Annotated in this window: 23 protein-coding genes and 1 tRNA gene; 7 read left to right on the plus strand and 17 right to left on the minus strand. The window is 68.1% G+C overall.

Annotation, left to right across the window (positions count from 1 at the left end; genetic code table 11):
* Nucleotides 1-28 precede the first annotated feature (28 nt).
* Genes GO999_RS16240 through GO999_RS16250 form a run of 3 tightly spaced genes read left to right on the plus strand, consistent with a single transcriptional unit; the run spans nucleotide 29 to nucleotide 1,681 of the window.
* Nucleotides 29-370, plus strand: coding sequence for a phage holin family protein (locus GO999_RS16240; RefSeq protein ID WP_011000059.1), 342 nt, complete (start codon nucleotides 29-31; stop codon nucleotides 368-370).
* A gap of 13 nt (nucleotides 371-383) precedes the next feature.
* Complete coding sequence (metF, locus tag GO999_RS16245; protein ID WP_011000058.1) at nucleotides 384-1,214, plus strand: methylenetetrahydrofolate reductase [NAD(P)H]; 831 nt, start codon at nucleotides 384-386, stop codon at nucleotides 1,212-1,214.
* A gap of 8 nt (nucleotides 1,215-1,222) precedes the next feature.
* On the plus strand, nucleotides 1,223-1,681 hold the full coding sequence (locus tag GO999_RS16250; RefSeq protein ID WP_211906406.1) for a TfoX/Sxy family protein: 459 nt from the start codon (nucleotides 1,223-1,225) through the stop codon (nucleotides 1,679-1,681).
* A 91-nt stretch (nucleotides 1,682-1,772) separates the two neighbouring features.
* On the opposite strand, the gene GO999_RS16255 is transcribed toward GO999_RS16250, so the two are convergent.
* A complete protein-coding gene (locus tag GO999_RS16255; RefSeq protein ID WP_011000056.1) occupies nucleotides 1,773-2,378 on the minus strand; it encodes a 5-formyltetrahydrofolate cyclo-ligase in 606 nt (201 codons plus the stop codon).
* A gap of 38 nt (nucleotides 2,379-2,416) precedes the next feature.
* Here GO999_RS16255 and GO999_RS16260 point away from each other — a divergent pair, with 38 nt between their 5' ends.
* The 4 genes from GO999_RS16260 (at nucleotide 2,417) to GO999_RS16275 (ending at nucleotide 7,703) form a co-directional block, all read left to right on the plus strand.
* Nucleotides 2,417-4,369 (plus strand): lytic transglycosylase domain-containing protein, encoded by a 1,953-nt coding sequence (locus GO999_RS16260; protein WP_071012338.1) that lies wholly within the window; start codon nucleotides 2,417-2,419, stop codon nucleotides 4,367-4,369.
* A gap of 162 nt (nucleotides 4,370-4,531) precedes the next feature.
* Nucleotides 4,532-5,536 carry a complex I NDUFA9 subunit family protein gene (locus GO999_RS16265; RefSeq protein ID WP_011000054.1) on the plus strand — a complete coding sequence of 335 codons (1,005 nt, stop codon included), beginning with the start codon at nucleotides 4,532-4,534 and terminating at the stop codon, nucleotides 5,534-5,536.
* Between the two features lie 191 nt (nucleotides 5,537-5,727).
* Nucleotides 5,728-6,417 (plus strand): glutathione S-transferase family protein, encoded by a 690-nt coding sequence (locus tag GO999_RS16270; RefSeq protein ID WP_011000053.1) that lies wholly within the window; start codon nucleotides 5,728-5,730, stop codon nucleotides 6,415-6,417.
* Nucleotides 6,414-7,703: a multifunctional CCA addition/repair protein gene (locus GO999_RS16275; protein ID WP_020830861.1), complete on the plus strand. Its 1,290-nt coding sequence runs from the start codon at nucleotides 6,414-6,416 to the stop codon at nucleotides 7,701-7,703. The genes GO999_RS16270 and GO999_RS16275 overlap by 4 nt, the downstream gene beginning before the upstream one ends.
* A 3-nt stretch (nucleotides 7,704-7,706) precedes the next feature.
* On the opposite strand, the gene GO999_RS16280 is transcribed toward GO999_RS16275, so the two are convergent.
* The 16 genes from GO999_RS16280 to def form a co-directional block, all read right to left on the minus strand.
* Nucleotides 7,707-8,612, minus strand: coding sequence for a transporter substrate-binding domain-containing protein (locus GO999_RS16280; RefSeq protein WP_011000051.1), 906 nt, complete (start codon nucleotides 8,610-8,612; stop codon nucleotides 7,707-7,709).
* 75 nt (nucleotides 8,613-8,687) lie between these two features.
* Nucleotides 8,688-9,533, minus strand: coding sequence for a beta-keto acid cleavage family enzyme (locus GO999_RS16285; protein WP_028860045.1), 846 nt, complete (start codon nucleotides 9,531-9,533; stop codon nucleotides 8,688-8,690).
* Entirely contained in the window at nucleotides 9,530-10,882 is a 1,353-nt protein-coding gene (locus GO999_RS16290) for an aspartate aminotransferase family protein (RefSeq protein WP_020830859.1), read from the minus strand. The genes GO999_RS16285 and GO999_RS16290 overlap by 4 nt, the downstream gene beginning before the upstream one ends.
* Nucleotides 10,883-10,912: 30 nt before the next feature.
* The gene (locus tag GO999_RS16295; protein WP_016722598.1) at nucleotides 10,913-11,815 is read right to left on the minus strand and encodes a MurR/RpiR family transcriptional regulator; all 903 of its coding nucleotides are present in this window, start codon (nucleotides 11,813-11,815) and stop codon (nucleotides 10,913-10,915) included.
* A gap of 204 nt (nucleotides 11,816-12,019) precedes the next feature.
* Nucleotides 12,020-12,325 carry a hypothetical protein gene (locus tag GO999_RS16300; protein WP_011000047.1) on the minus strand — a complete coding sequence of 102 codons (306 nt, stop codon included), beginning with the start codon at nucleotides 12,323-12,325 and terminating at the stop codon, nucleotides 12,020-12,022.
* A 238-nt stretch (nucleotides 12,326-12,563) separates the two neighbouring features.
* Nucleotides 12,564-14,930, minus strand: coding sequence for a hypothetical protein (locus GO999_RS16305; RefSeq protein ID WP_248173115.1), 2,367 nt, complete (start codon nucleotides 14,928-14,930; stop codon nucleotides 12,564-12,566).
* 257 nt (nucleotides 14,931-15,187) lie between these two features.
* Nucleotides 15,188-15,263, minus strand: a tRNA-Phe gene (locus GO999_RS16310).
* 64 nt (nucleotides 15,264-15,327) lie between these two features.
* Nucleotides 15,328-16,050, minus strand: coding sequence for a response regulator (locus GO999_RS16315; protein WP_019717342.1), 723 nt, complete (start codon nucleotides 16,048-16,050; stop codon nucleotides 15,328-15,330).
* Between the two features lie 36 nt (nucleotides 16,051-16,086).
* Nucleotides 16,087-18,522: a sensor histidine kinase gene (locus GO999_RS16320; protein ID WP_019717341.1), complete on the minus strand. Its 2,436-nt coding sequence runs from the start codon at nucleotides 18,520-18,522 to the stop codon at nucleotides 16,087-16,089.
* Nucleotides 18,519-19,319 carry a DUF4390 domain-containing protein gene (locus tag GO999_RS16325; protein ID WP_197361135.1) on the minus strand — a complete coding sequence of 267 codons (801 nt, stop codon included), beginning with the start codon at nucleotides 19,317-19,319 and terminating at the stop codon, nucleotides 18,519-18,521. Before GO999_RS16325 ends, GO999_RS16320 begins: the two co-directional genes overlap by 4 nt.
* Before the next feature lie 13 nt (nucleotides 19,320-19,332).
* On the minus strand, nucleotides 19,333-20,658 hold the full coding sequence (gene rsmB, locus GO999_RS16330) for a 16S rRNA (cytosine(967)-C(5))-methyltransferase RsmB (protein WP_011000042.1): 1,326 nt from the start codon (nucleotides 20,656-20,658) through the stop codon (nucleotides 19,333-19,335).
* 90 nt (nucleotides 20,659-20,748) lie between these two features.
* Entirely contained in the window at nucleotides 20,749-21,609 is an 861-nt protein-coding gene (gene htpX, locus GO999_RS16335; protein ID WP_211906408.1) for a zinc metalloprotease HtpX, read from the minus strand.
* Between the two features lie 118 nt (nucleotides 21,610-21,727).
* Complete coding sequence (locus GO999_RS16340; protein ID WP_028860038.1) at nucleotides 21,728-22,375, minus strand: LysE family translocator; 648 nt, start codon at nucleotides 22,373-22,375, stop codon at nucleotides 21,728-21,730.
* A gap of 34 nt (nucleotides 22,376-22,409) precedes the next feature.
* A complete protein-coding gene (fmt, locus tag GO999_RS16345) occupies nucleotides 22,410-23,393 on the minus strand; it encodes a methionyl-tRNA formyltransferase (protein ID WP_011000039.1) in 984 nt (327 codons plus the stop codon).
* A gap of 45 nt (nucleotides 23,394-23,438) precedes the next feature.
* Complete coding sequence (locus GO999_RS16350) at nucleotides 23,439-25,412, minus strand: ArnT family glycosyltransferase (RefSeq protein ID WP_211906409.1); 1,974 nt, start codon at nucleotides 25,410-25,412, stop codon at nucleotides 23,439-23,441.
* A gap of 47 nt (nucleotides 25,413-25,459) precedes the next feature.
* Nucleotides 25,460-25,969 carry a peptide deformylase gene (def, locus tag GO999_RS16355; RefSeq protein WP_011000037.1) on the minus strand — a complete coding sequence of 170 codons (510 nt, stop codon included), beginning with the start codon at nucleotides 25,967-25,969 and terminating at the stop codon, nucleotides 25,460-25,462.
* Nucleotides 25,970-26,142 lie beyond the last annotated feature (173 nt).

Below are 26,142 nucleotides of genomic sequence, written 5' to 3' on the forward strand. Positions count from 1 at the left end.
GGCGGCGGCATTCAACCCGAGGCTCACCATGAGACTGCTCGCTGTCTGGGTCATCAACGCGCTGGCGTTGCTTCTTGTTGCTTACCTGCTCAACGGCATCCACGTCAACGGCTTCACCTCCGCGCTGATCGCGGCGCTGGTGCTGGGCCTCGTCAATACGCTGATCCGTCCGATCCTGGTCATCCTCACCCTGCCGGTGACGGTCCTCACGCTCGGGCTGTTCATCTTCGTCATCAACGCACTGCTGTTCATGTTTGTCGGCAACGTGCTGGCAGGCTTCCATGTGGCCAGCTTCGGCGCGGCACTGCTGGGCTCGGTGCTGTACAGCGTGATCTCGTGGCTGCTCTCCAGCCTGCTGCTGCGCGATTGAGCACATCTCCGTTATGCAAGACCGTCAATTCAGTTTCGAATTCTTCCCGCCCAAGACGGCGGAAGGCGCCGAGAAGCTGCGCAACACGCGCGCGCAGCTCAGCCCCCTCAAGCCGCGCTTCATTTCCGTGACCTTCGGGGCGGGCGGCACCACGCAGCAGGGCACGCTCGACGCCGTGGTGGAGATCCAGCGCGAAGGCATCGAGGCCGCGCCGCACCTGTCGTGCGTGGGCTCGTCGCGCGAGAGCATCCGCGCCATCCTCGACACGTATCGTGAGCACGGCATCCGCCGCATCGTCGCGCTGCGCGGCGACATGCCCTCGGGCATGGGCGAGATCGGCGAGTTCCGCTTCGCCAACGAGCTGGTCGAGTTCATCCGCAAGGAGATGAACGACACCTTCCACATCGAGGTGGCGGCGTATCCCGAGTACCACCCGCAGGCACGCTCGTCGCGCCAGGACCTGGAGAATTTCGCCCGCAAGGTCAAGGCCGGCGCCAACTCCGCCATCACGCAGTACTTCTTCAACGCCGACGCCTACTTCCAGTTCGTCGACGACGCGCGCAAGCTGGGCGTGGATGTGCCCATCGTGCCGGGCATCATGCCGATCACCAATTCGTCGCAGCTGATGCGCTTCTCGGAGATGTGCGGCGCGGAGATCCCGCGCTGGATCGCCAAGCGGCTGGAGAGCTTCGGCGACGACCGCGAATCGATCCGCGCCTTCGGCCTGGACGTGGTGACGGCGCTGTGCGACCGGCTGCTCGCGGGGGGCGCACCGGGCCTGCATTTCTACACGCTCAACGCGGCCGCCGCCACGCGCGCGATCTGGCAGCGGCTGGGGCTGTAGCGCACGCCATGGCAACCGCCCCCGACCCGCTGATCGCCTGGCTGCTGGACGAACTGCAGCCGCTGGCCGCGCAGATCGGCGAGATCCGCGCGCGCCGGATGTTCGGCGGGGCGGGGCTGTATCACGACGACATCGTCTTCGCGCTGGTGATCCGGGGCACCTGCTACCTGCGCGTGGACGATGCCACGCGTGCGCGCTTCGCTGCCGAGGGCGGCACCCCGTTCCAGTACGAGCGCGAAGGCCGCACCATCACCATGACCGGCTACCTCAGCACGCCGGCCGATGCGCTCGACGGCGGCCAGCCGCTGCGCGACTGGGTCCGCCTGGCCATCGAAGCCGCGCGGCGCGCGGCGAACGCCAAAGCCGCCAGGCCGAAGCGCGCGCCGGCCAAGTCCGCCGCCGCCGGGCAGGCCGGTGCGAAGAAGAAGGCCCCCGCCAGGAAGACCACGGCACGCGCCAAGCGCTGATCCGCCAGTGCCGCGACACCCGCGCGCATCACCATGCAACGATCCGGACGGGGGAAGAACCGGCCGTCCCAGGCGGGCTTGCGGCCGCGCGTCAGAACACGCCGTGCTCGGTCACGATGCAGTCGAGCGCGATATCGTGCGGCTGCGGCGCGATCGACTCCAGCCGGTTGGCTTCGAAGGCGATGCCGATGGTGCGCGGCCGGTGCCCCGCGGCATGCAGCGCGGCCAGCGTGCGGTCGTAGAAGCCGCCGCCGTAGCCGATGCGATAGCGGTGCGCATCGAAGCCCACGCACGGCACCAGCAGGGCATCGGGCGTCTCAGCCTCGCCCGCGCGGGGGATGGGGATGCCGTAGGCGCCCGGCGCCATTTCGCAATCGGGCGTCCAGCGCCGAAACTGCAGCGGTGAAAACTTGTCAGTCACCACGGGCAGCAGCGCGCGGCGCGCCGTGTCGGCCGCCAGCCAGTGACCCAGCACGCCGAGCGCGTCGAACTCGCCCTGCGTGGGCCAGTAGGCCGCCAGGCACCGGACGGGCAGGGCATGCAGCAGCCCGCCCAGGTGGCGGGCCAGCGCGCCGTCGTGCGCGACCCGGTCCGGCAGCGCGGCGCGCGCGTGCAGCAGCATGGCGCGCAGGGCGCGGCGCGATTCGACCGGTGTGGTCGGGTGGGCCGGATCGTGCGGGTTGCCGAAGGATGGCATGGGATAATCAGCGCACCGTAACGGTGATGGGGCAGGAAATGACAGTGAAGGGCAAGGCAGTATATCGCGCGGTGGCGCTGGCTTTCGCGGGCGTGATCGGCATGGGCGCGGTGGGGCCGGTGCCCCTGGCGGTGGCCGGCAAGCGGCCGGCGCTGCAGGTCATTCCGGCCAATCCGGACGATGCCTTCGTCGAGTTGCGCAACGCCGCGCGCCGCAACGACGTGGCCCGCAGCTGGGAGCTCGCGGACAGCCTGTCCGACTACCCGATCCCATCCTACGTCCAGTATTTCCGCATCAAGCCGCAGCTGTTCGACGCCAGCGGCTACGCGCGCACAGATGCGCCGGAAGACGAGATCCGCTCGTTCCTGCAGCGCTACAAGGGCGAGGCCATCGCCGACCGCCTGCGCAACGACTGGCTGCTGGTGCTCGGCAAGAAGCGCGACTGGGCCACCTTCGACGCCGAATACCCGCAGTTCGTGCTCAAGGACGACACCCAGGTCGAGTGCTACGCGCTGCTGTCGCGCGCAATGAAGGGCCAGAACGTGGCCGCCGACGCGCGCAACACCCTGTCCGATCCCAAGGGCTACGGCGAGGGCTGCGTCGACCTGATCGGTTATCTCGCCCAGTCCGGCCAGCTCGCGCGCGCCGACGTCGCCTTCGCGGCGCGGCTGTCGCTGGAGCAGAACCTCATCACGCAGGCCGCGCGCATCGCCGCCATGCTGCCGGAGGGCGACCGGGTCGACAACGATACGCTCGCCAACGTCACGCGCATGGCGCGCAGCGACCCGTCGCAGGCCACCGCCTACCTGATGGCGCAAAGCGGCGGCCTGTCGAAGGAAGAGCAGGGCGCGGGCTGGGGCGTGATCGGCCAGTACGCCGCCAAGAAGCAGACGCCCGATGCGCTCGACGCCTACCGCCGCCAGATGACGCTGGGCGGCGACGCCTGGCTGTCGGACGACTCGCAGGAATGGCGCGTGCGCACCGCCCTGCGCGCCGGCGACTGGAAGATGGTGCGCCAGGCCATCGATTCGATGCGCGCGCCGCTGCGCAGCCGCGATCCGGCCTGGACCTACTGGTACGGCCGTGCGCTCAAGGCCGACGGCCGCAACGAGGACGCGAAGCAGCAGTTCCAGTCGATCGCCGGGCAGTTCAACTTCTATGGCCAGTTGGCGCTGGAAGAGCTCGGCCAGCGCATCACCGTGCCGCAGCGCACGGCCGTGACCGATGCCGAGATCGACCCGATGGGCCGCAACCATCCGGGCTTCGGCCGCGCCAAGCGGCTGTATGACCTGAACCTGCGCTTCGAGGGCAACCGCGAGTGGAACTGGGAGCTGCGCAACATGAGCGACCGCGAGCTGCTGGCGGCGGCGGAGTATGGCCGCAAGCTCGGCATGCTCGACCGCACCGTCAACTCGGCCGACAAGACCCGCAACGAGCATGACTTCTCGCTGCGCTTCCCGATGCCGTTCCGCAACGTGGTCGAGCGCAACGCCGATGCCGTCGGCCTGGACGTCGCCTGGACCTACGGCCTGATCCGCCAGGAATCGCGCTTCATCATGGACGCGCGCTCCTCGGTGGGCGCATCGGGCCTGATGCAGGTGATGCCCGAGACCGCCAAGCGCGTCGCCAAGAAGATCGGCCTGCCCGCCTTCCGTCCCTCGCAGATGAGCGACATCGATACCAACGTGCTGCTCGGCACCAGCTACCTGTCGATGATCCTGACCGACCTCGACAGCTCGATGACGCTGGCCACCGCCGGCTACAACGCCGGCCCCGGCCGGCCCAAGCGCTGGCGCTCCACGCTGACGCGCCCGGTGGAAGGCGCGATCTTCGCCGAGACCATCCCCTTCAACGAGACCCGCACCTACGTGAAGAACGTACTGTCGAACGCCACCTACTACGGTGCCCTGCTGACCGGCCGGCCGCAATCGCTGAAAGACCGCCTGGGCAAGGTCGCGCCCGAGGCCGTGACGCCGGACGATCTGCCGTAGGCCGCACCGCCATCGCATCGCCGCGCCCGCACCTGCTGCGGGCGTTTTTTTTTGCCCGCGCACAGATGCGCCATGGCGATCACGCGGTGCCTGACGCGCGCCTTGTCGGTATCGGCGCGCGCGGCCTATTGTTTTTCTGTTCCTTCCCTCCGGAACACGATCATGCGAACCTCCAACCTGCTCGTGCTGGGCGGCACCGGATTCATCGGCACCCAGCTGCTGTCGCGCCTCGTCACCGAAACCTTTGCCGCGCCCGGACTGCCCGACGGCCGCGTCATCGTGCCGACCCGCGACGCGGAATCTGCCCGGGCACACAACCTGACGCTGCTGCCGCGCGTGGACGTGATGGAAGCCGACGTGCACGCCGACGACGCCCTCGATGCACTGTTCCTCGCGCTCACCGAGGGCGGCGGCGAACACTGCGCCGTGATCAACCTGGTGGGCGTCCTGCAGGACGTGCGCGCCGCGCCCTACGGCCCAGCCTTCCGCCGCGCCCATGTCGACCTGCCGCGCCGCGTGGTGGACGCCTGCCGGCGCCATGGGGTGAAGCGCCTGCTGCACATGAGCGCGCTGGGCGCCGATCCGGCCGGCCCATCGATGTACCAGCGCAGCAAGGGCGACGGCGAGCGCATCGTCACCGGCAGCGACCTGGACTGGACGGTGTTCCGCCCGTCCGTCGTGTTCGGCCCCGGCGATCACTTCCTCAACCTGTTCGCGCGCCTGCAGCGCCTCGCGCCGTTCGTGCCGCTGGCCCGCGCCGAGGCGCGCTTCCAGCCCGTGTACGTGGATGACGTGGCCGCGGCGTTCGCCCACGCGCTGGACAACCCGGCCACCTTCGGCCACGTCTATCCGCTGGTCGGCCCGCGCGTCTACACGCTGGCCGAGCTGGTGCGCTTCGCCGGCACGGCCAGCGGCCACCCGCGCTGGATCGTGCCGCTGTCGGATGCCATGGGCCGCCTGCAGGCCACGCTGTTCGAGCAGTTGCCCGGCTCGCCGCTCTCGCGCGACAACCTCGACTCCATGCGCATCGACAACATCAGCGCCGAGCCGATCGCCCCGGAGCTCGACATCCACCCGCTGGGCATGGAAGCCGTGATGACCGCGACCCTGGCTGGGCGCGGCCCCAACGGCAGGCTCGGCGATGCGCGGGCGCGTGCCCATCGCTAGGGCCACGCCGCCCTGCCGGTGGCGTGGCGTAGTGAGCCCATTTCACAACCGTGGGCAAACGGATTCGTTTGGCCGCGCAGCATCGCAGGGCTAGAATGATCCGCTCCCCGGGGCCGCCCGCCGCCATGCCCGATCGGCGGCGATCCCCGGTCGCGCGGCCCCCACAACAACACGCTCCAAGGACGGGAAACATGAAACTGGTGATCGGCAACAAGAACTACTCGTCGTGGTCGCTGCGCCCCTGGCTGCTGGCCCGGCAGGCCGGCATTCCGTTCGAGGAGATCCGCCTGCGCCTGGGCTCGGAGAGCTTTGCCGCGGAGGTCCGCCGTTACTCGCCGGCCGGCCGCGTGCCGGTGCTGGTCGACGGCGACCTCACCGTGTGGGATTCGCTGGCGATCTGCGAGACGCTCGCCGAGCGCTTTCCGCGCGCGCGCCTGTGGCCGGAAGATCCGAAGGCGCGTGCGCATGCCCGTTCGATCTGTGCCGAGATGCACACCGGCTTCACCGCCCTGCGCGGCCAGATGCCGATGAACGTGACCGCCGTGCTACCGGGCATGGGCTGGAACGTCGCCGTGCAGCGCGACGTCGACCGCATCGCCCAGATCTGGACCGAGCTGCGCCAGAAATACGCCGCCGAGGGCCCGTTCCTGTTCGGCCACTTCACGGTGGCGGACGCCTTCTATGCGCCGGTCGTCAGCCGCTTCGCCACGTACGGCGTACGCCTGCCCGAGCTGGCCAAGGCCTATGCCGATCACATCCTCAACCTGAGCGCGATGCAGGAATGGATCGAGAGCGCGCGCGGCGAACACGACTTCCTGGCCGACGATGAACCCTACCGGACCGCGCTGGACGAAGACACGCTGGTCGCCGCCAACCAATGACGCAACACGCAGCATCGGCCGGTGACGCCATCGTCGATCCGGCCACGCACGGGCTCGACGTGTATGCCGTGGGCGGCGCCATTCGCGACACCCTGCTGGGCCTGCCCGTGCAGGACCGCGACTACGTCGTCGTCGGCGCCACGCCCGAGGCGATGGAGGCGCGCGGCTTCCGCACCGTGGGCAAGGATTTCCCGGTCTTCCTGCACCCGCGCACGCAGGCCGAGTACGCTCTGGCGCGCACCGAGCGCAAGACGGCGGCCGGCTACAAGGGCTTCTCGGTCTACTACGCCCCCGACGTCACGCTCGAAGACGACCTGATCCGCCGTGACCTGACCATCAACGCGATGGCGCAGCGCGTGGCGGAGGACGGCGCGCTGGTCGGCCCCGTCATCGACCCGTACGGCGGGCAGGCGGATCTCGCCTCGCGCACCTTCCGCCACGTCTCCGAGGCCTTCGTCGAAGACCCGGTGCGCATCCTGCGCGTGGCGCGCTTTGCCGCGCGCTTCGCCGAGTTCCACGTCGCCCCCGAGACCCGCGCGCTGATGCAGCGCATGGCCGAGGCCGGCGAGGTGGACGCGCTGGTGCCCGAGCGGGTCTGGCAGGAACTGGCGCGCGGGCTGCTGGAGGCGCGGCCGTCGCGCCTGTTCGCCGTGCTGCGCGACTGCGGTGCGCTGGTCCGCCTGCTGCCCGAGCTCGACCGGCTGTGGGGCGTGCCGCAGCGCGCCGACTATCACCCCGAGGTCGACACCGGCGTGCACACCATGATGGTCGTCGACACCGCCGCCGCCATGGACACGCCGCTGCCGGTGCGCTTTGCCGCGCTGGTGCACGATCTCGGCAAGGGCACCACGCCCGCCGACATCCTGCCGCGCCACGTCGGCCACGAAGCGCGCGGCCTGCCGATGATCGAAGAGATCTGCCGGCGCCTGCGCGTGCCCACCGACTGCCGCGACCTGGCCATCATGGTGGCGCGCGAGCACGGCAACATCCACCGCAGCGACGGGTTCGACGCCACCGCGCTGGTGCGCCTGCTGGAGCGCTGCGACGCGCTGCGCAAACCCGAGCGCTTCCGCCAGGCGCTGCTGGCGTGCGAGGCCGACGCGCGCGGCCGCCTGGGCTTCGAGCAGCGCGACTACCCGCAGCCCGAGCGGCTGCTGCGGGCCCTGCAGGCCGCCGCATCGATCGATGCCGGCGCCGTCGCCAAGCGCTACGCCGACAACCCCGCGCACATCAAGCAGGCCGTGCACGTGGCCCGCATCGAGGCCGTCGCGCAGGCCGGCCTCTGATGCTTACTCGAACGGCGTGTCGTTCGGACTGGTGTACAGCGCCTTGAGCTGCTCGCTCATCGGGAAGCCGAAGTTGACGCCCTTGGGCGGCACCGGCTTCTCGAACCACTTGGCATACAGCGTGCTGATCTCGCCGCGTTTCATGACGCCGGTAAGGGTGTCGTCCACCAGCTTCTTGAACTGGGGATCATCCTTGCGCAGCATGAAGCCGTAGGCCTCGAACGACTGCGGCGTGCCGGTCACGACCCAGTCGGCCGGCTTCTGCGCCAGCGTGCGCGCGCCGGCCAGCAGCACGTCATCCATCATGAAGGCCTGCACGCGGCCGCTCTGCAGCGTCAGGAAAGACTCGCCGTAGTCCTTGCCGCTGATGACGTTCATGTTCATCTTCTTCTCGTCGTTCATCTTGCGCAGGATGCGCTCCGACGTGGTGCCGGCATTGGTGATGACCGACTTGCCGGCCAGATCCGGGAAGTCCTTCACGCCCGAATGCGTGCTGGTCAGCAGGCGCGTGGCGGCAATGAAGAAGGTGGTCGAGAACGCCGTCTGCTGCTCGCGCGACTTCAGGTGCGTGGTCACGCCGCACTCCAGGTCCACCGAGCCGTTCTGCACCAGCGCCGTGCGGTTCTGCGAGGTGACGGGAATCTGCTGCACCTGCAGGTCCGGTTTGCCGACCTTCTGCTTGACCGCATCGATCACGCGCGAGCACAGGTCGGCCGAGAAGCCGATGATCTGGTTCTTGCTGTCGCGATACGAAAACGGAATCGACGATTCGCGCACGCCGATCAGGATGGTGTTGCTGTCCTGGATCTTCTTGAGCGTGCCGTCGAGCGCCTCGGCCTGCGCGGGCAGGACGGACGCAGCGATCGCGCCGGCCAGCGCGAGCGGGATACAGCGAAGGGTGAAACGCATGATTCCTCCAATGGTTGCGTGGCGCGGCTTGTGCCGTCTAAGGGATGGGATCGAGGTGAGAAAGCGGTACGTGCGCTAGCGGGCAAACCACGCGCGCAGGTCGGCCGCGCTGGCGAGCGGCCGGTGCAGCGCATCGGTATGGCGGCGGAAGTGGGCCACGAGCGCGGCGTTGTCGGGCGCGGGGCTGCCGTCGGGCAACGCCATGTTGTTCTCGAAGCCGAGCCGAACGTGGCCGCCCAGCAGCGCGGCGGCCAGCGCGCAATCGGCCTCGCGCGGCCCGAAGGCGCACATGGCCCACGGCACGCCGGCGGTGAGCTCGCCGCCGTCGGCCCAGGCGCGCAGGAAGGGCAGCAGGTCGGCCGGCTCGGAGCGCTGCCCCGCGCTGTAGCGGCCGAGCACGAACAGCACCCAGTGCGGCGCATCGGGCAGCACGCCGCGCGCGCGCAGGTCGCGGTAGCGCACCACGTCGTCGTCGGAATAGAGGATGTACTGGATGGCCGTGCGCGCCGCGGCCAGCTCGGCGAAAAAGCGCGCTGCCTCGGCCTCGTGCGCGGCCGCATTCACGTCATTCGGCACCAGTTCGCGCAGCGCAGCGGAAATCGCCTCCGGCCGCAGCGCGCGCACCGACGCCATCTGCTGCGCGGGGCCGTAGATGCCGACCGCCTCGGTGGTGATCTGGATCACCAGCGCATCACCCACCGCCTGCTTCACGCGGGCGATGGCCGGGCGGTAGTCGTCGGGCTCCAGGCTGTGCGTGCCGTCGGCGCGGCGCACATGCAGATGCAGCATCGCCGCGCCGGCATCGACGCACTGGCGGGCGCAGGCGGCCAGCTCGTCCGGCGTGATCGGCAGCGCGGGATGGTCGGCGCGGGTCTTGCGCGCACCGTTGGGCGCGACGGCGATGGACAGCGGCAGCGTCATGCCGCCTCCAGCGCGTTGGCGGTGGCCGCCTCGACCGCGTCGCCCAGGCGCGCGACGATCGCGTCGATGTCCTGCGCGGTGGCGATGAACGGCGGCGCCAGCAGGATGTGGTCGCCGCGCTGGCCGTCGATGGTGCCGCCCATCGGATACACCATCAGGCCGCGCTGCATCGCCTCGGCCCGCACGCGCGCGTGCGTCTTGCGCGCGGGCGGCAGAGGCGCCTTGGTGCCCCGGTCCGCCACCAGCTCCACGCCGACGAACAGGCCGCGGCCGCGCACGTCGCCCACGTGCGGATGCGCGGCAAAGCGCTCGCGCAGCGCAGCGCGCAACTGCTCGCCGCGCGCCAGCACATTGGCGAGCAGGTTCTCTTCGGCGATCACCTTCTGCACCTCCAGCGCCGCCGCGCACGCCGTGGCATGGCCGATGTAGGTGTGGCCGTGCTGGAAGAAGCCCGAGCCGCGCGTGATCGCGTCATAGATGCGGTCGCTGGCGATCATCGCGCCGATCGGCTGGTAGCCGCCGCCCAGCCCCTTGGCGATGGCGATCAGGTCGGGCACCACGCCGTCCTCCTCGCACGCGAAGAGATGGCCGGTGCGGCCCATGCCGGACATCACCTCGTCCAGGATCAGCAGCACGCCGTGGCGGTCGCACACCGCTCGGATCTTGCGGAAGTAATCGGCCACCGGCGGCACCGCGCCGGCCGTGGCGCCCACCACCGTCTCGGCGATGAACGCGGCGACGCGGTCCGCCCCCAGCTCGACGATCTTGGCGTCCAGCTCGTCGGCCAGGCGCTGCACGTATTGCGCGTCGGTCTCGCCGTCGCGCCGCTCGCGGTAAGCGAAGCACGGCGACACATGGTGCGCCGGCACCAGCAGCGGCAGGAACGGCTCGCGCCGCCACGCGTTGCCGCCGATCGCCAGCGCGCCCAGCGTGTTGCCGTGATAGCTCTGCCGACGCGCGATGAAGTACTGGCGCTGCGGCTGGCCGATCTCGACGAAGTACTGCCGCGCCAGCTTCAGCGCCGCCTCGATGGCCTCCGAGCCGCCGGAGACGAAATAGACATGGTCCAGGTCACCCGGCGCGGCCGCGGCCAGGCGCGCGGCCAACTCCTCCGCCACGGCGGTGGTGAAGAACGACGTGTGCGCATAGGCCAGCGCGCGCACCTGCTTGCAGATGGCCTCGACCACGCGCGGATGCCCATGGCCCAGGCACGAAACCGCCGCGCCGCCGCTGGCGTCGAGGTAACGCTTGCCTTCGGCATCGATCAGCATCATGCCTTCGCCGCCGACGGCGGTCGGCAGCGTCTTGCGCGGGTCGCGATGGAAAACAGAAGTGGTGGAGGGCGTCATGGTCGATGGAGCTTGAGGCGGTTGGCTGGGTCAGGACTGCGCGGGCACGGCGATGGCCGCTTCGCTACGGCGCGCGTTGCGTACATAGGCTTGCTGTTGCTTGAGCTGGGCATCGCTGTCGGCCAGGCGCGCCAGCGCGGCCGGCCCCGCGCGGCGGAACCAGGCCATCAGCAGAGCATCGAGCAGCGCCAGCGGCGCCGCCAGCGAATGGAAGAACGACGGAACGGCCACCGGCGCGATCAGCTGCTGCCAAGCCAGTTCCGCGCCGGGCGCAAGCGCGCTGTCCGTCAGGTAGACGAGGCGGGCGCCGCGTGCGTGCGCATACTGCATCGCCTCGATCACCTCGCGCGTGTACGGATCGAAGGTCACGGCCACGACAATGTCGCCCTGGCCGCAGAAGCGCATCGGATCGGCCAGCGTGTTGCCATGGCCGGCGCACACGGTGACCTTGTCGTCGAACAGCTGGGCGGCATAGCCGAACGCATGGGTCAGCGCCAGGCAGCTGCGCGCGCCGAGCAGGAAAACGCGGCGGGCAGCGCACAGCGCATCGGCCACGGCCTCCAGCGCCGCCAGGTTGGCCGGCGAAAACGCCATCTGCACATGCACACCGACGGCCACGCCGATGCGCTCGGCCTCCGACCCGTCCGAGCCGGTGCTCGGCAACGCCGTCGCGCGCCCGGCATAGCCTTCGGCCTGCTGGCGCAGGTGGCTGACGCACACCTCGCGCAGCGCGGCGAAATCCTCGAAGCCCAGCGCCCGCGCCAGCCGCGAGAAGGTCGCCGGCGGCAGGTCACAGCGCCGCGCCAGGTCGCGCATCGACAACAGCGCGATGTCGCTCCGGTTGGATTCCAGCAACATCGCGGCCCGCTGCAGCTGCGGCGACAGGTCGGCTGCGCGGTCGCGCAGGGTCTGCATCAGCTCGTCAAAGGTCATCGGCGGCCAACATGATTCATTTGTTTCAAAATCTATTACATTGAAACAAACGCGTCAAGTTAACGCTGGTGCCGCAGCACACGACCGGCAACAGGAACGATGGGCACACCGCCGGCTGGCGCCGGATCACGCGCCACCACAACCGCGCGCGCAAACAAAAACGGAGGCCGAAGCCTCCGTCCTCTGATCCGGATATCCGCCTGCTCAGGCGGTCGCCAGCGTATCGAGCTGCTCCATGCGGAACTGGAAGAACCCCGCGGCGATGAGGCTGAGCAGGCTGATCGCCATGCAGCTGCACGCCAGCAGAACCACCGCCGCCAGCGGCGAAACGCCATCCAGGATCGGCGTATGCATCAGGGCCGACAGATTGCCGCCCACCCACATGGTCGCGATGAGCGCTGCCAGGCACGTCAGGGCCGCCGCGTTGCGCAGCCAGGTCAACCGCGTCTTGCGGCTGATGCCGTCGAAAGCGTGGAAATGGAAATGGTGACCGGTGCCAACGAGTGCCATGATGTCTCCTTGCGCGTGTCGCCTGATTGCGTTGAGTCACTATAGCGAGACCTGCGACAGATTGACACACACAAAAGCCTAGGTCATTCCCTTAGCTGCAGTGCGAAAAAGCGATTGATGGTCGACTTTTAATGGTTTTTATTGAAAGAACGGGCGTGAATTCAGATGTGGCAATCACTCATCTGCACATCACATCAGTCAGGTGACCCGCACGATTTTCCAGCACGGTTCAAATGCTTTATTCGGCACCGCTGAACCGGCCCGCCACCCCGAACTGCGGACAGATTCCAATCTGGCCATTCTGCTCGAAGGCCAAACCCAGCACACGCCCCCCGGTCACCTGGGAAACATCCGCAATGGCGTCATAGCCCGCCCACTGCAGAAGATCACTCCCAAAGTGCGCAGCGATATCCGGCCGGATCGTCCTGCGGGTTTCTATGAAGGCAAGCTCACCCTCCACATTGCCCAGGACCAATAGCGGTTTTGTCGGCAGACGCTGCTGTTCTCCCTGCACAGTGAGCCATCCGCGCACCTGCAACAGTCCTCGCGCCGAGAACCCGGCGGAAGACGGTGACACGCCATTGACGGTGTCGATACTGCCTTCGCATTGATTCACGACATGGATATTGGTACCGGCAGGCGCTTTGACTGGCTGATTGAAATGCAGCGATGCCAGCGCCCCGGCCCGGGGCGCAACCGTCACATTTTTAAAATGAACCGTGTACGTATTCTTCCATTGCCAGTCGCCGCCAAAAGCGTGGATGAAGAAAGACTTGACCCGGCTGCCCTGCGCATACGCATTCGCATACAGGAGCCCAAAATCAGAGGCACTCAGCACCACCGGCGACACCATGAAGCCGGACCGCGCCATCTCGGAAGGCAGCCTGAACTGCATCATTTCACCGTTTTCGAGATTCAGTACGATCACCAGCGGATCCACTTTGTAGAGGGTGTTCATCCCCCTCCCGGCGAGGCTCTTTTCGACGTCGATCTCAACAAATACCGGGCCCTGTCCCTCAGGAACGCTCACCTGCTGATCAAACGAAAAGCGCCCCTCTCCAGCCGCATCAAACCGGATCCGCTCCCCCGCAGAAGTTTCCTTCCTCAGAGACAGGAAACCGCCCTGAAGATTTTCCGGCCGATAGTGCCCCAGCAAGGCGAACCAGCTCGGACCATCGTCCAGAGCGGGCAGGCGGCCATCGATGGTTTCAGCCCTGAAGAAAATGGTGTCCGGCGCGGCAGGCCCCTGCAAGTGGTCCCGGTTGGCCCAAGCCAGTGCGGGCGTATATGCCGAGTAGCTCTGAAGCACCGGCCGCGGATTCCAGCGATTTCCCGACGCGATGAGGTCAGACTGCTCATGGGAGTAGATGTCCGCCGTGCCTTCACGCAGCGGAAGCGCGTGCTGAGCGCGGATCTTGGCAAGCGCAGCATCGAAATCGCGGCGCAACGCCTGGGAGTCGGCAAGCCTGGCTTGCGCTCCGGCCCATGCGGAGAAATAAGGCGATACGGCATCATCCAGCAGGGCCGCCTCCGAGAGCGCGAGATAGCGGCTATCAATGCTGATCCACGTCACCAAAGAAACCGACAGAACGAACAACAAGCTGCGCTTGTACAGCCGGAAAGCCAAGATGGCCGAGGCGAGCAGGATGGACGTACCCGCCGTCAAGGCATGCCCATCATGACGGACGAACGCAGCCTTGAAAACGACGAAGAAATAAACAACCAAAGGCAAAAGCAGTACGAGTCTCTTCCCGATCGTGGTTTCACCGCTATCGCGCAACACCGATACCAGCAGGACAACGGCGGCAATGAGATAAAGGATGATTTCCGAGGGAGCCCCCGGGTATGCCATCGCCTCGGTGTACCCGGAAACGATCTGGGCCATGGATTGAAAGTAGCCCGGCAATCCGGAAAGCGGCTGTCCCGCCGCCAGCCAAAAGACGATCAGCGCAACCACCTGCGCGACCGGCGCCGCAATAGCCCACTCCCGCCGCCCAAGACTGATCAATCGAATGACCGCAAACACAGTAGCCGCCAGACACAGGGCGACCAGCGACCCCTTGATCAGGGGAAGCAGCCCGAACGGCAGAAACAGGACAACAACGCTGATCGTCGATCTGTTCCTCGCCCTTTGATCCGAGACTGCCTTGTCCGACAGGCCGAAACAGTAAAGGCTGACAATCAGGGGATAGGAAAACAGAAGGGTGTCCTGCGACTGGGGCAATCCTGCAACCAGGGCGAGCGCCAAGCATAGCCCCGCCAACGGAAGCGCTCCGCGCTCACGGGTCAGCAGGACGAGCCCGGCACCGTAAATCAGGCCCAGAAACAATGCCCCGGCGACCATCAGATGGTCGGTGGCCGGATGGAACGATTTTGTGTAAATGGATGCATACGGCCCGAACGTAAAGATCATGTCGCGCCCGAAAACCAGCCCCTGCGCGACGGCTTGATTCATGCCGAGCACCCACGAGTGGTCGAGACCTGCCTGCGGCATGACCGGCAGCCAAGGCACAAAAGCGCAAACGGCGGTGACGACGATCAGCAACCGCCAAATCCGGGCCCACATGACGTTTTGGATCAACGTGGAGTTGATTTGGAGCTTCATGCTTTGCAATCGATCGGACACTTTTCGCCTGGACATTGAAACAGCCGGTTGAACAACAGGAAGGCCGCGGAATTATCGAGGCGCGCCGTCTCATGCACAACCATCGCTGCGGTGAAGCGTAAAGGGGATCGCGGAAAAACGACGTGTGCCTGGCACCCGGGGGGGAAGCTGCGGGGATGGCGCCCTTGGAGCCGATTCCATTGCGCACACGCAAAAGAAAAAACCCCAACCAAAACTGGTTGGGGTTTTCGTATTTCTGGTGGCCTGGGGCGGAATCGAACCACCGACACGCGGATTTTCAATCCGCTGCTCTACCAACTGAGCTACCGGGCCAAGCAAAGAAACGTAAGTATGACAGCACTTGTCCCTTGTCGTCAAGCACCACCGAATCATCCAATCAGGCCGACGGTTCACCCTTGTTGCGCGACAGCTCCACGCCCAGTTGCTTGAGCTTGCGGTACAGGTGGGTACGCTCCAGTCCTGTCTTCTCCGCCACGCGGGTCATGCTGCCGCCTTCGCGCTGCAAGTGGTATTCGAAGTAGGCGCGCTCGAACAGATCGCGCGCCTCGCGCAGCGGCATGTCGAACGAGAACTGCATGCCGCCGCCCTCGGCCGCGCGCACCGGCGCACCGTTCACGTCGGCGCGATCCGTCGCCAGGACCGCCCCCTGCGCAGCAGCCGCAAGCGGTACGCTGCCCCCACCGCTGGCGGCCGCGACCGCCAGCGGTGCCGCCGGCGAGACGCGCGGCCTTTCCTTGCCGCGCGCCAGGCCCTGCTCCACTGCAGCCAGCAGCTTCTGCAAGGCGATCGGTTTTTCCAGGAAGTTGAGCGCACCGATCTTGGTGGCTTCCACCGCCGTGTCGATGGTGGCGTGGCCGGACATCATGATGACCGGCATCGTCAGCAGCCCCTGCGAGGCCCACTCCTTGAGCAGCGTCACGCCGTCGGTGTCCGGCATCCAGATATCGAGCAGCACCAAGTCAGGCGTGGCGCCGTTGCGGTGTTCGCGCGCCTGCTGCGCGTTCTCGGCGACTTCGACAACGTGTCCTTCGTCTCCGAGAATTTCGGAGAGCAACTCCCGGATACCCATTTCGTCGTCGACAACGAGGATGGTGGCCATGCTTTTCCTCTATGTGCGGCGGGATCGCCTACCGCGCTAGGCAAGTTTTACGAACAGAATGGAAACCTGGGCGCCGACGGTGTCGGTGCCCGACTGGCGGTTGCGCAATTCAATGCGCGCCCCGTGCTCGTCCATGATCTTCTTCACCATGGCCAAGCCCAATCCAGTGCCCTTGGCTTTGGTCGTCACGTACGGCTCGAATGCGCGGTTGAGGATGCGGGATGAGAAACCCGTCCCGTTATCCGCGATGCCGAGCCGGACCGCCTGCCGCCGCGCGCCCGAGGCGTCGTCGTATTCTACCGTGTCAGTTTGCAACATGACATGCGCAGCGGGGCGCCCGGCCGCTTCGTTGTCGGCGACGGCGTCCTGCGCGTTCTGCAGCAGGTTGTGGATGACCTGCCGCAACTGCGTCGGGTCGCCCTTGATGAGCGGCAGGCCTTCGCCCAGCCTGACCGCGATGACGGCGTGATCGCTCTGGCCCGGGTGATCGATGCCGTACAGGTGCAGCACCTCGGTACACAGCGCGTTCAGATCGAGGTCCTGCAGCACGGCCGGCGGCGTGCGCGCATAGTCGCGGAAGTCGTCGACCATGCGCTTCATCGCCGCGACCTGGTTGACGATGGTGGTCGCGCCGCGCCGCAGCACCTCGGCATCGGCGTCCGTCAGCTTGGGAGAGAGCTTCATCTCCAGGCGCTCGGCGGAGAGCTGGATCGGCGTGAGCGGATTCTTGATCTCGTGCGCGAGCCGCCGGGCCACTTCGCCCCAGGCGACCGAGCGCTGCGCCGAGATCACGTCGGAGATGTCGTCGAACACCACCACGTAGCCGCGCTCCGTACCGCGCGCGTCCACCGACGGCCCCGGCAGCCGCGTGCCGCGCACCAGCAGGGTGAGGGGCTCGTCCTCGTCCGCCAGCGGAATCTCCACCTGCTTCTGCCAGTGGGCCGCCGCGCCGCCGGCCGCGGCGCTCACATCGTGCTCGGCGAAGGCATGCTCGAGCGTGCCGGCAAACGCCTGCAGCGGCGTGATGCCGGACAGGGACTGGCCGACCCATGCGCCAAACGGCTGCTTGAAGATCCGCTCGGCGCCGGGGTTGGCGGTCAGCAGCACCAAGCGGTGATCGAACACGAACACGCCGGCCGTCAGGTTGGTCAGGACGCTCTCGAGATAGGCCTTCGACTGCTCGAGCGCCGCGCGATTCTGCTCCACGGCACGGCGCGCATCGGCCAGTTGGCGCGTCATCTGGTTGAACTGCTGGGTCAGCAGGCCGAGCTCGTCGCGCGTGTGGAGCTCGCGCTTGGGCGACAGGTCGCCCTCGGCCACCTCGCGCGTGCCCTGCAGCAGCATCAGCAGCGGACGCGCCAGCTGCGCGCCGAGCAGCAGCGCCAGCATCACCGCAATGAACACCGCGAGGAACAGCGTCAGCGTCAGCGTCCCGATGTACATCTTGCGCAGGCCGGTGCGGCCGAGCGCCTTCTCCTGGTATTCCTGGTAGGCCCGCTGCACGGCGTCGGCGTTGCGCGCGAGCGCCTGCGGCACCGGCTGCACCAGCTGCAGGAAGCGCTCCTCGCGCCCGGCCTCGCCAATCAGGCCAAAGCCGCGCGTGCTGCTGTCGTCCGAACGGCGATCGGCCAGCAGACCCGAGCCAGCCCACTTGCGCACCGGCGTATGGGGCGTGAGCGCGGCATCGTCGCGCGCCATGGTTCCGAGCGCCAGCACCACCCGGAGCTGGTACAGATCGCTGCGGCGGCCGCCCGCGCGCGCAGCGGGCGCCGAAGCGGCTTCGCCGTCGGCCGCGCTGTCGCTGCCGCCTTCCAGGCTGGCATAGCCGCCCGGCGTGCGCGCCTGCTCCAGCACGGCCTGGCTGGGAAACTCCGGCACGAGCGTGTCATACGTGTTCGACGACGTCGCCACCACGCGGCCGCTGCCGGTGAAGATGGTCGCCTCCTGCACGCCGAATTGCTCGCGCAGCCGGTTCAGCGTGATGGCGGTGGCCGACATCGAGCCATCGCCAAGCTGCTCGGCGATCAGGCGGCCCTTGTTCTGCAACTCCGCCAGCGATGCGTCCATGGTGGTGCGCCCGAGATTCAGGCCCGCCTCGAGCGCCGACTCCACCTTCACGTCGAACCACGACTCGATGCTGCGCGAGACGAACTGCAGCGACACCAGGTAGATCAGCACGCCCGGCAGCACACCCACCACGCCGAAGAACACCGCCAGCTTGGTCATCAGCCGCGTGCCGAACTTACCGCGGCGCGCGCGCAGCGCCAGCGCCAGCATCAGCCCGCCGATGATCACCACCAGCAGCACGCCGATGACGAGGTTGACCTTGTAGAGCAGGGTGAAGTAGCGATCGAAGAACTCGGTATTGGCCGAGGCGGCCGCCAGCAGGCCGACCAGCACGATCGCCAGGAAGACGATGGTGCCGGCCACCACCTGGTACAGCAGGCGCTTGTAGCTGCGATCGAAGATCATTTGGCTGGGGCCAGCAGCAGCGATGCCGCATTGTTGCCCGACCCCGCGCCCATGCCCCAGCCCGGATTGGGCGACAGGCCCAGCGTGCCGGACGCGGGAGAGGCGGCCGGGTTCGGCGCCGGACCGGCGGGCGGCGCGCTCGTGGGCAGCTGCGCCGGCGGCGCGGGCGGCTGTGCGGGCGGCACCGGTTCGTTGGGCACCACGAACGAAAAGCGCTTCCAGTCGGAGCCGAGATTCCAGTCGCGCGTGTTGACGGCGTTGATCTGGAACGGCTTGGGCAGTTGGGACACATCCAGGCGCATGCGGACTTCGGCCTGCACCGCCTCGCCGGCCTTGACCGCGCGCTGCTCGAACACGCGCCAGCCCCGCACGTGCTGCATGAAGTCGACCGCGTCCTTCAGCCGCGAGAACGGCACCTGCAGACCACCGGTCGAGACCCGGTACTGGCGCGTGAGCGGGTGGTACGACAGCCGCACCACGCGGGTCGCGCTGACGGCATGGTCGTCGAACCAGTACCAGCGCGGACGGATCAGTTCGAACTCGACGAGGAAATACAGCGCGATGCCCTTGTTGACGGCATCTTCGAGGTTGCCCGGCAGATCGAAATCGAAATCGGCGGAGAGGTTCCAGCCCCCGTCGGCGTATTCCAGCTGCGTGCGCCCGACTTCGATGGTCTGCGCCGGCGCCGCGGCCGGCCACCACAGGCACAGCATGCCCAGCACGACCAGCCGATGCAGAACTTGCCGGAACCGGGGCACCGCCGGCAGCCAGGTCGATGGGCGAAGGAATGCAGTCACAACGGTCGTCGCATCAGGGCCGTTTCTGGAACACCGCGTAATAGAAGCCGTCGTGGTCGAGCGGCAGGGATGAGACGCCAGGAACGAAGCCGCCAGCCGCCTCGGGCATGGCCGGCAGCAACTGGCCGGGCGCGTGCAATCGTATCGCATCTTGCAGACGGCTTTCAAACCATCGGGCCTGGGCCTCACCTTCCGTCGGGAAAATCGAACAGGTGACATAAACCAGCTTGCCACCGGGCTTCAGGCATGCCCATAGCGCGCTCACGATGTCCCGCTGCAGCGCGGCCAGCGCAGGCAGATCGGCCGGACGGCGCAGCCAGCGGATGTCCGGATGACGCCGCACGATGCCCGCCGCGGAGCACGGCACGTCGACCAGGATGCGGTCGAACGGGCGGCCGTCCCACCAGGCATCGGGCTTGGCCGCGTCGCCCACGCAAACGGTGGCGGTCTGCCCCAGCCGCGCCAGGTTCTCGCCGATGCGCGCGGCGCGCGCGGCATCGGATTCGAGCGCGACCACGTCCAGGCCGTCGGCGAGCTCCAGCAGATGGCCGGTCTTGCCGCCCGGCGCGGCGCAGGCATCCAGCACACGCTGGCCGGGCGCCACATCGAGCAGCGCCGCCGCGAGTTGCGCGCCCGCATCCTGCACCGAGACATCGCCCTCGGCGAAGCCGGGCAGATCGCCCACCGGCATCGCGCGCGCCAGGCGCACGGCCTGCGCGCCGATGCGTTCAGCCTCGATGCCTACCTCGGCCAGCCGCGCGAGGTAGGCCTCGACCGGCACGCGGCTCGGATTGACGCGCAACACCATCGGCGGACGACGGTTGCCGGCCGCCAGGATGGCCTGCCACGCCTCGGGGTAGGCCTCGCGCACGGCACCGATCCACCAGGCCGGATAGTTGATCGCCGCGACCGGATCGGCCTGCATGGCGGCCGTCAGGTCCGCCTGCTCCCGCAGGAAACGCCGCAACACCCCGTTGATCATGCCCTTGGCGTGCGCGAGCTTCGGGTCGGCCGAGGCAGCACGCACGGTCTGATCGACGACCGTGAAAGGTGCATAGGGCTGCGGCGTGTCGAGCAACTGAGCCAGCGCCACGCGCAACAGGTTGGCCGCACCCTCGGCGGGCGGGCGCGGAATCAGCGTGCGGATCAGCCAATCGGCGCTGCCGAGCCAGCGTGTGGCGCGATAGGCGAGATCCTGCACCGCGCCACGCGTGGCACCGGGCTGGCCCGGGCATGCGGCATCGATGGCCTGCGGCAGCGCCGTCCCCTGCCGCAACCGGCCGATGACGGCAGCGGCGAGCGACAGGGCATGGGCGAGGGAATCGGGCGGCAGACGCATCGACGACGGCGGAAAGCGGACGGTGGAAAAGCAACGAGCCCGTGGTGGGCGGGCTCGTGCGGACGGCGCAAGTATAAAGGAAGCGCGGGCTCAGGCCGGATAGGTCCCTGTCTGCGCCATGTGCATCAGGCGCGCGATGCGCTCCTCGGTGGCCGGGTGCGTGCTGAACAGGTTGGCCAGGCCGCCGCCGTGCAGCGGGTTCATGATCATCATCTGCGCGGTGGCCGGATGCGCCTCCGCCGCCGCGAACGGAATGCCGGCGGCAAAGCAATGGATCTTGTCCAGCGCCGACGCCAGCGCCTGCGGGTCGCCGCTGATGACCGCGCCGCCGCGGTCGGCTTCGAACTCGCGCGCGCGGGAGATCGCCATCTGGATCAGCGATGCCGCCAGCGGCGCGAGGATCGCCACGGCAATCCCGGCGATCGGGTTGACCGGCCGGCCTTCCTCATCGCGCCCGCCGAAGAACACCGCAAAGTTGGCCAGTGCCGAGATCGCGCCGGCCATGGTGGCCGAGAGGGTGGAGATCAGGATGTCGCGGTGCTGCACGTGTGCCAGTTCGTGCGCCATCACGCCGCGCAGCTCGCGCTCGCTCAGGATGTTGAGGATGCCGGTGGTGGCCGCGACCGCCGCATGCTCCGGGTTGCGGCCGGTGGCAAAGGCGTTGGGCTGGGCTTCGTCGATCAGGTAGACGCGCGGCATCGGCAGGCCGGCGCGCCCCGCCAGCTCCTGCACCATGCGGTAGAACTGCGGCGCGGTGGTCTCGCTGACTTCCTGCGCGTTGTACATGCGCAGGACCATCTTGTCGGAGAACCAGTACGAGAAGAAATTCATGCCCAGCGCGAACAGCAGCGCCAGCATCATCCCGCTGCGTCCGCCGATCATGCCGCCGATGACGATGAACAGCGCGGTGATCGCTGCCATCAGCATGAAGGTCTTGATCCAGTTGAACATGGGGGCGTGGCTCCTGTGGGTCCGTACGTTCGAGTCTCTTAGATCGCGCTAAGCGCTGAAAATTCAAGGGGTTGCGCGGTATTTCGCCGCATCCGGCCATGGCCGCCGCAACCGCGCGTCATCGGGTCGTGAACGCCAGCCGCGCCCCCAGCCCGATGAACGCCGTCCCGACAACGCGGTCGAGCCAGCGTTTGATGCCCGGCTTGCCCGCCACCCGGCGCGTGACGCTGGCCGCCACCCAGGCGACCAGGCTGTTCCATGCCGTCGACATCACGATGAACACCGCCCCCAGCACCAGAAACGCCGCCGCCTTGTGGCTCGCGCCCGGATCGACGAACTGCGGGAAGAACGACAGGAAGAACAGCACCACCTTCGGGTTCAGCACATTGGTCAGGAACCCCTGCATGAACAGCGCGCGCAGCGGACGGCGGGCAGTGGCGACCGCTTGCGCCACGGGCGCGTCGTCGCTCCCGGCCGGCGCCAGCAGCATGCGGCCGCCCAGATAGATCAGATACGCCGCGCCGATCGCCTTGATCACCGTGAACGCCACGGCCGACGCGGCCAGCAGCGCCGTCAGCCCGAAGGCCACCGCCAGCACGTGCACGCAGCACCCCGCCGACACACCCAGGCTCGACATCAGCCCCGCCGCGCGCCCCTGCGACACGCTGCGCCCGACGATATAGGCGGTATCCGGCCCGGGCGTCACGTTGAGCAGGAGCACGGCAAACATGAAGACCGGCAGGTTGATGATGCCCAGCGTACTCATGGCGGCAATCCTTCCAGGAAAGACAGCGGGAAATTCAGGCGCGCGAAGCGAAGCGCTGCCCCGGCCGGATCGGCAAACCCTGCAGGAACTCGCGCGCGGGCAGGCGCTTGCCGCCCGGCTTCTGCAACTGTGTCACACGCAGCGCACCGGCGCCACAGGCGATCACCACGCCATCGGCATCGGCCGCGAGCACGGCGCCGGGCTGCGCATCGGCGGGCCGGTCGGGCAGGGCCTCGGCCTGCCAGAACTTGATGCTCACCCCGTCCAGTTCAGCCGACGCGCCGGGAAACGGGTTGAAGGCATGGACCTGCCGCAGCAGCGCGGCCGACTGCCGCGACCAGTCCAGCGCCGCCTCCTCCTTCGCGATCTTCTCGGCATAGGTGACGCCCTCCGCCGGCTGCGGCGTGGCGGGCAGGCTGCCGTCCTGCGCCAGCCTGGCGAGCGCCTCCACCACCATGCGGCCGCCGAGCGCCGCCAGCGTGTCATGCAGCGTGCCGGTGGTGTCGGTCAGGCCGATCGGCACGTGCTCCATGGCGATCATGTCGCCCGTGTCCAGGCCCGCGTCCATCTGCATCAGCGTAATGCCGGTCTCGGCATCACCAGCTTCGATGGCGCGGTGGATCGGCGCGGCGCCTCGCCAGCGCGGCAGCAGCGAGCCATGGATATTGATGCAGCCGAAGCGCGGCAGGTCCAGCACCTCCTGCGGCAGGATCAGCCCGTAGGCCGCCACCACCATCACGTCCGGCTGCTGGGCGGACAGCGCGTCGATCGCCGCGGCTGCCTCCTGCGGATACTTGCCGGTGCGCCGCAGCGACGGCGGCTGCAGGACCGGCCCCAGCCCGTGGGACACGGCGTACTGCTTGACCGGGCTGGCCTGCAGATGCATGCCGCGCCCGGCCGGGCGGTCCGGCTGGCTCAGCACGGCGACGATGGGAAGGCCGGCCTGGTGGAGCGCCGCCAGGGCGATCTGCGCGAACTCGGGCGTGCCGGCGAACGCAACGCGTAGCGTGGAAGTCATGGATCGGAAAGGGCAGGAAAGCGCGCCGCGCCGACGGCGCCGGGGTTATGGGCGACCGCGGTGCTGCGTATCGGTCAGCGGCACGATCGGTTCGGGCGCGGGCAGGGCCTCCGCCACACTGGTGCTGCGCCGCTGGAACAGCGAAAAGGTTTCATTGGTGTCGCCCGGACGGCTGCCGCGCCACACCAGCTCCCAGTCGTCGCCACGCGGGCGGCGGAGGCGGTGCTCCGGCCGCTTTTCGAGCACGAGCATCAGATCGCAGGTGCGCGCCGCCGGGTTGGGCCGGTGCTCATCGCCGGTGCCGCTATGGCCGAGCAGCCACTTGACCGGACGCACGCCGGTCTCGTAATGCATCAGCGCGCGCTCACTCTCGCCCATGCCGCGCGTCGCCACGCAGACCTGCGCCGACTCCAGCACCGGTTTGATGGCCTGGAACAGCGGACGATAGCTGCGCGCATCGTCGATCCATGGCATCAGCAGGGTGCCCAGCAGCCCCCAGACCAGGCCGATGCCGGCCGCCCACGCCACCACGCCCGAACGCGCCGGGCGCAGCCACATGCATACCGCCCACAGCACCGTCATGCCCACCGCCGCCAGCACGGCCACGGGATGCACCAGCATGTCGTACGGCAACGGCAGCACCCGGCCAAGCGACTTGGCCAGCCAGCCCGGCAGCCACGCGCCGCTGCTGGTCACCATCGCCGCCCACACGCCCCAGACCACCAGCGCCATCGCAGCAAACAGCGCAACCAGCGCGCCCCAGATGCGCGCGCGCCATGCCGGCGGCATCAGCAGCAGCATGGGCGCGCCCAGCAGCGCGAGCGCCGGCTGCAGCGGCATCAGATACACATCGCGCAGCACCGCCGAGCGCAGCACCACGGCCAGCGTCGCCAGCACGAACAGCGCCACGACCAGGTGCCCCTGGTACGGCAGCAGCCATGCCGCGCGCGCGCCGCGTCCGCGCTGGCGCGCCAGCTTCCACAGCGACACGCCCAGCACGCTCAGCGCCGGCCAGACCGCCGGCGTGCCGGTCAGGAGGATCGATCGGACCGTGACCTCCAGCGAACTCTTCTCGCCGCCCAGATGGGTGAAGCCGAAAAAGCGGCCGATATTGTTGATCCAGAACCACTCGATAAAGAGGTCCGGCGACTCGCGCCAGAAGAGCACCGGCCAGACCAGCAGCCACGGCGAGGCCGCCAGCAGCGACACCAGATAGAAGCGCCACGCCTGCCGGCTGCGGAAGTCGGGCAGCAGCGCCATCGCCACCACGACCGTCAGCGCGAACAGCCCCGGCACCAGCACACCCTTGCCGAGGAAGGCCACGCCCAGGCCGGTGCCGAACCACAGCGCCGGCCGCATCACCTCCACGCCGTCCGCACCGCCCGCCTCGCAGGCCTTGGCATAGCGCACCAGGCCGTACAGCGCGAGTGCGGTGCCGGCCAGTTGCGGCACATCAGCGATGAACTTGTGGATGTGCTCCGTCAGCCCGATGCAGCCCACGAACAGCAGCAGGGCGCCGAGCGCATAGTCGCGCAGCACGGTGCTGCCGGCATCCAGGCCGGCCACCCGGCGCTCGGCCAGCGTCGGCGCGGGCCCCCGCGCCAGTTGCGCGCCGATCCGCATGCGCCAGTCGCGGGCTTCGGCGCGCAGCAGGCGGGCCGTCCGCCAGACCGCCAGGCAGGTGAGCCCCATCCAGAACAGCACGGCCAGCCGCACGGCCTCGTGCGGCGGCAGCTCGGGCACCGCCAGCGCAGCCAGCGCGCCGCTCCAGTACATCAGCGGCGGCTTCTCGACGAAGGGCTCGAACGCCACATTGGGCACGATCCAGTCGCCGCGCTCGATGATATTGAGCACGATGCCGAACGAGTACGGCTCATCGGCCTTCCACGGCGCACGCCAGAAGGTGCCGGCAATGAAGTAAGCGGCCACCATCAGCATGATGGCCCAGCGCCAGTGGCGTACCAGCAGCAGCGGCAGACGGCGCGAAGCGGCACCGCCGTCGGCTTCGGACAGCGTCATCAACGGCACGGAACGGGGAGGCGCTTCGGCATCGGGCGTCACGGAATTCAGCGCGCGCGCTCGAGCTGGTGCTTCTTGAGCTTGATCTTGATGCGGTTCTGCTTGAGCGGTGACAGGTACTCGACGAACACCTTGCCCATCAGGTGATCCATCTCATGCTGGATGCAAACCGCCAGCAGCCCGTCGGTTTCCAGTTCGAAGGATTCGCCCTTCTCGTTGAGCGCACGCACGCGCACCCGGTCCGGCCGCTCCACCTTGTCGTAGATATCGGGCACCGACAGGCAGCCTTCGTCCCAGACCTTGCGCGCCTCGCTCGCCCAGACGATCTCCGGGTTGATGAAGACGCGCAGTTCGTCGCGCGATTCCGATACGTCGATCGTGATCACCCGCTCGTGCACGTCGACCTGCGTGGCGGCCAGGCCGATGCCGGGCGCGTCGTACATCGTCTCGGCCATATCGGCCACCAGCTTGCGGATGCGGTCGTCCACGACGGCCACCGGCTTGGCGACCTTGTGCAGCCGCGGATCGGGGTATTGCAGGATATTCAGTAGGGCCATGATGCTTGGCAACAACGGTTGCGGAAGGCCACGCAGACGGCGGATCGCCGTCAATTGCGGTCGCTTCGAATGTCATGCAGAATCGGGGGCGCTATCCGCCACATGGCTTAGGAAAAAGCCTGACGAACGTTCGATGCCACACCCCTCTCGCTGCGACACGCAAGCGCGCAGCG

The organism is Ralstonia nicotianae (genome assembly GCF_018243235.1).
Lineage (GTDB): Bacteria > Pseudomonadota > Gammaproteobacteria > Burkholderiales > Burkholderiaceae > Ralstonia > Ralstonia nicotianae.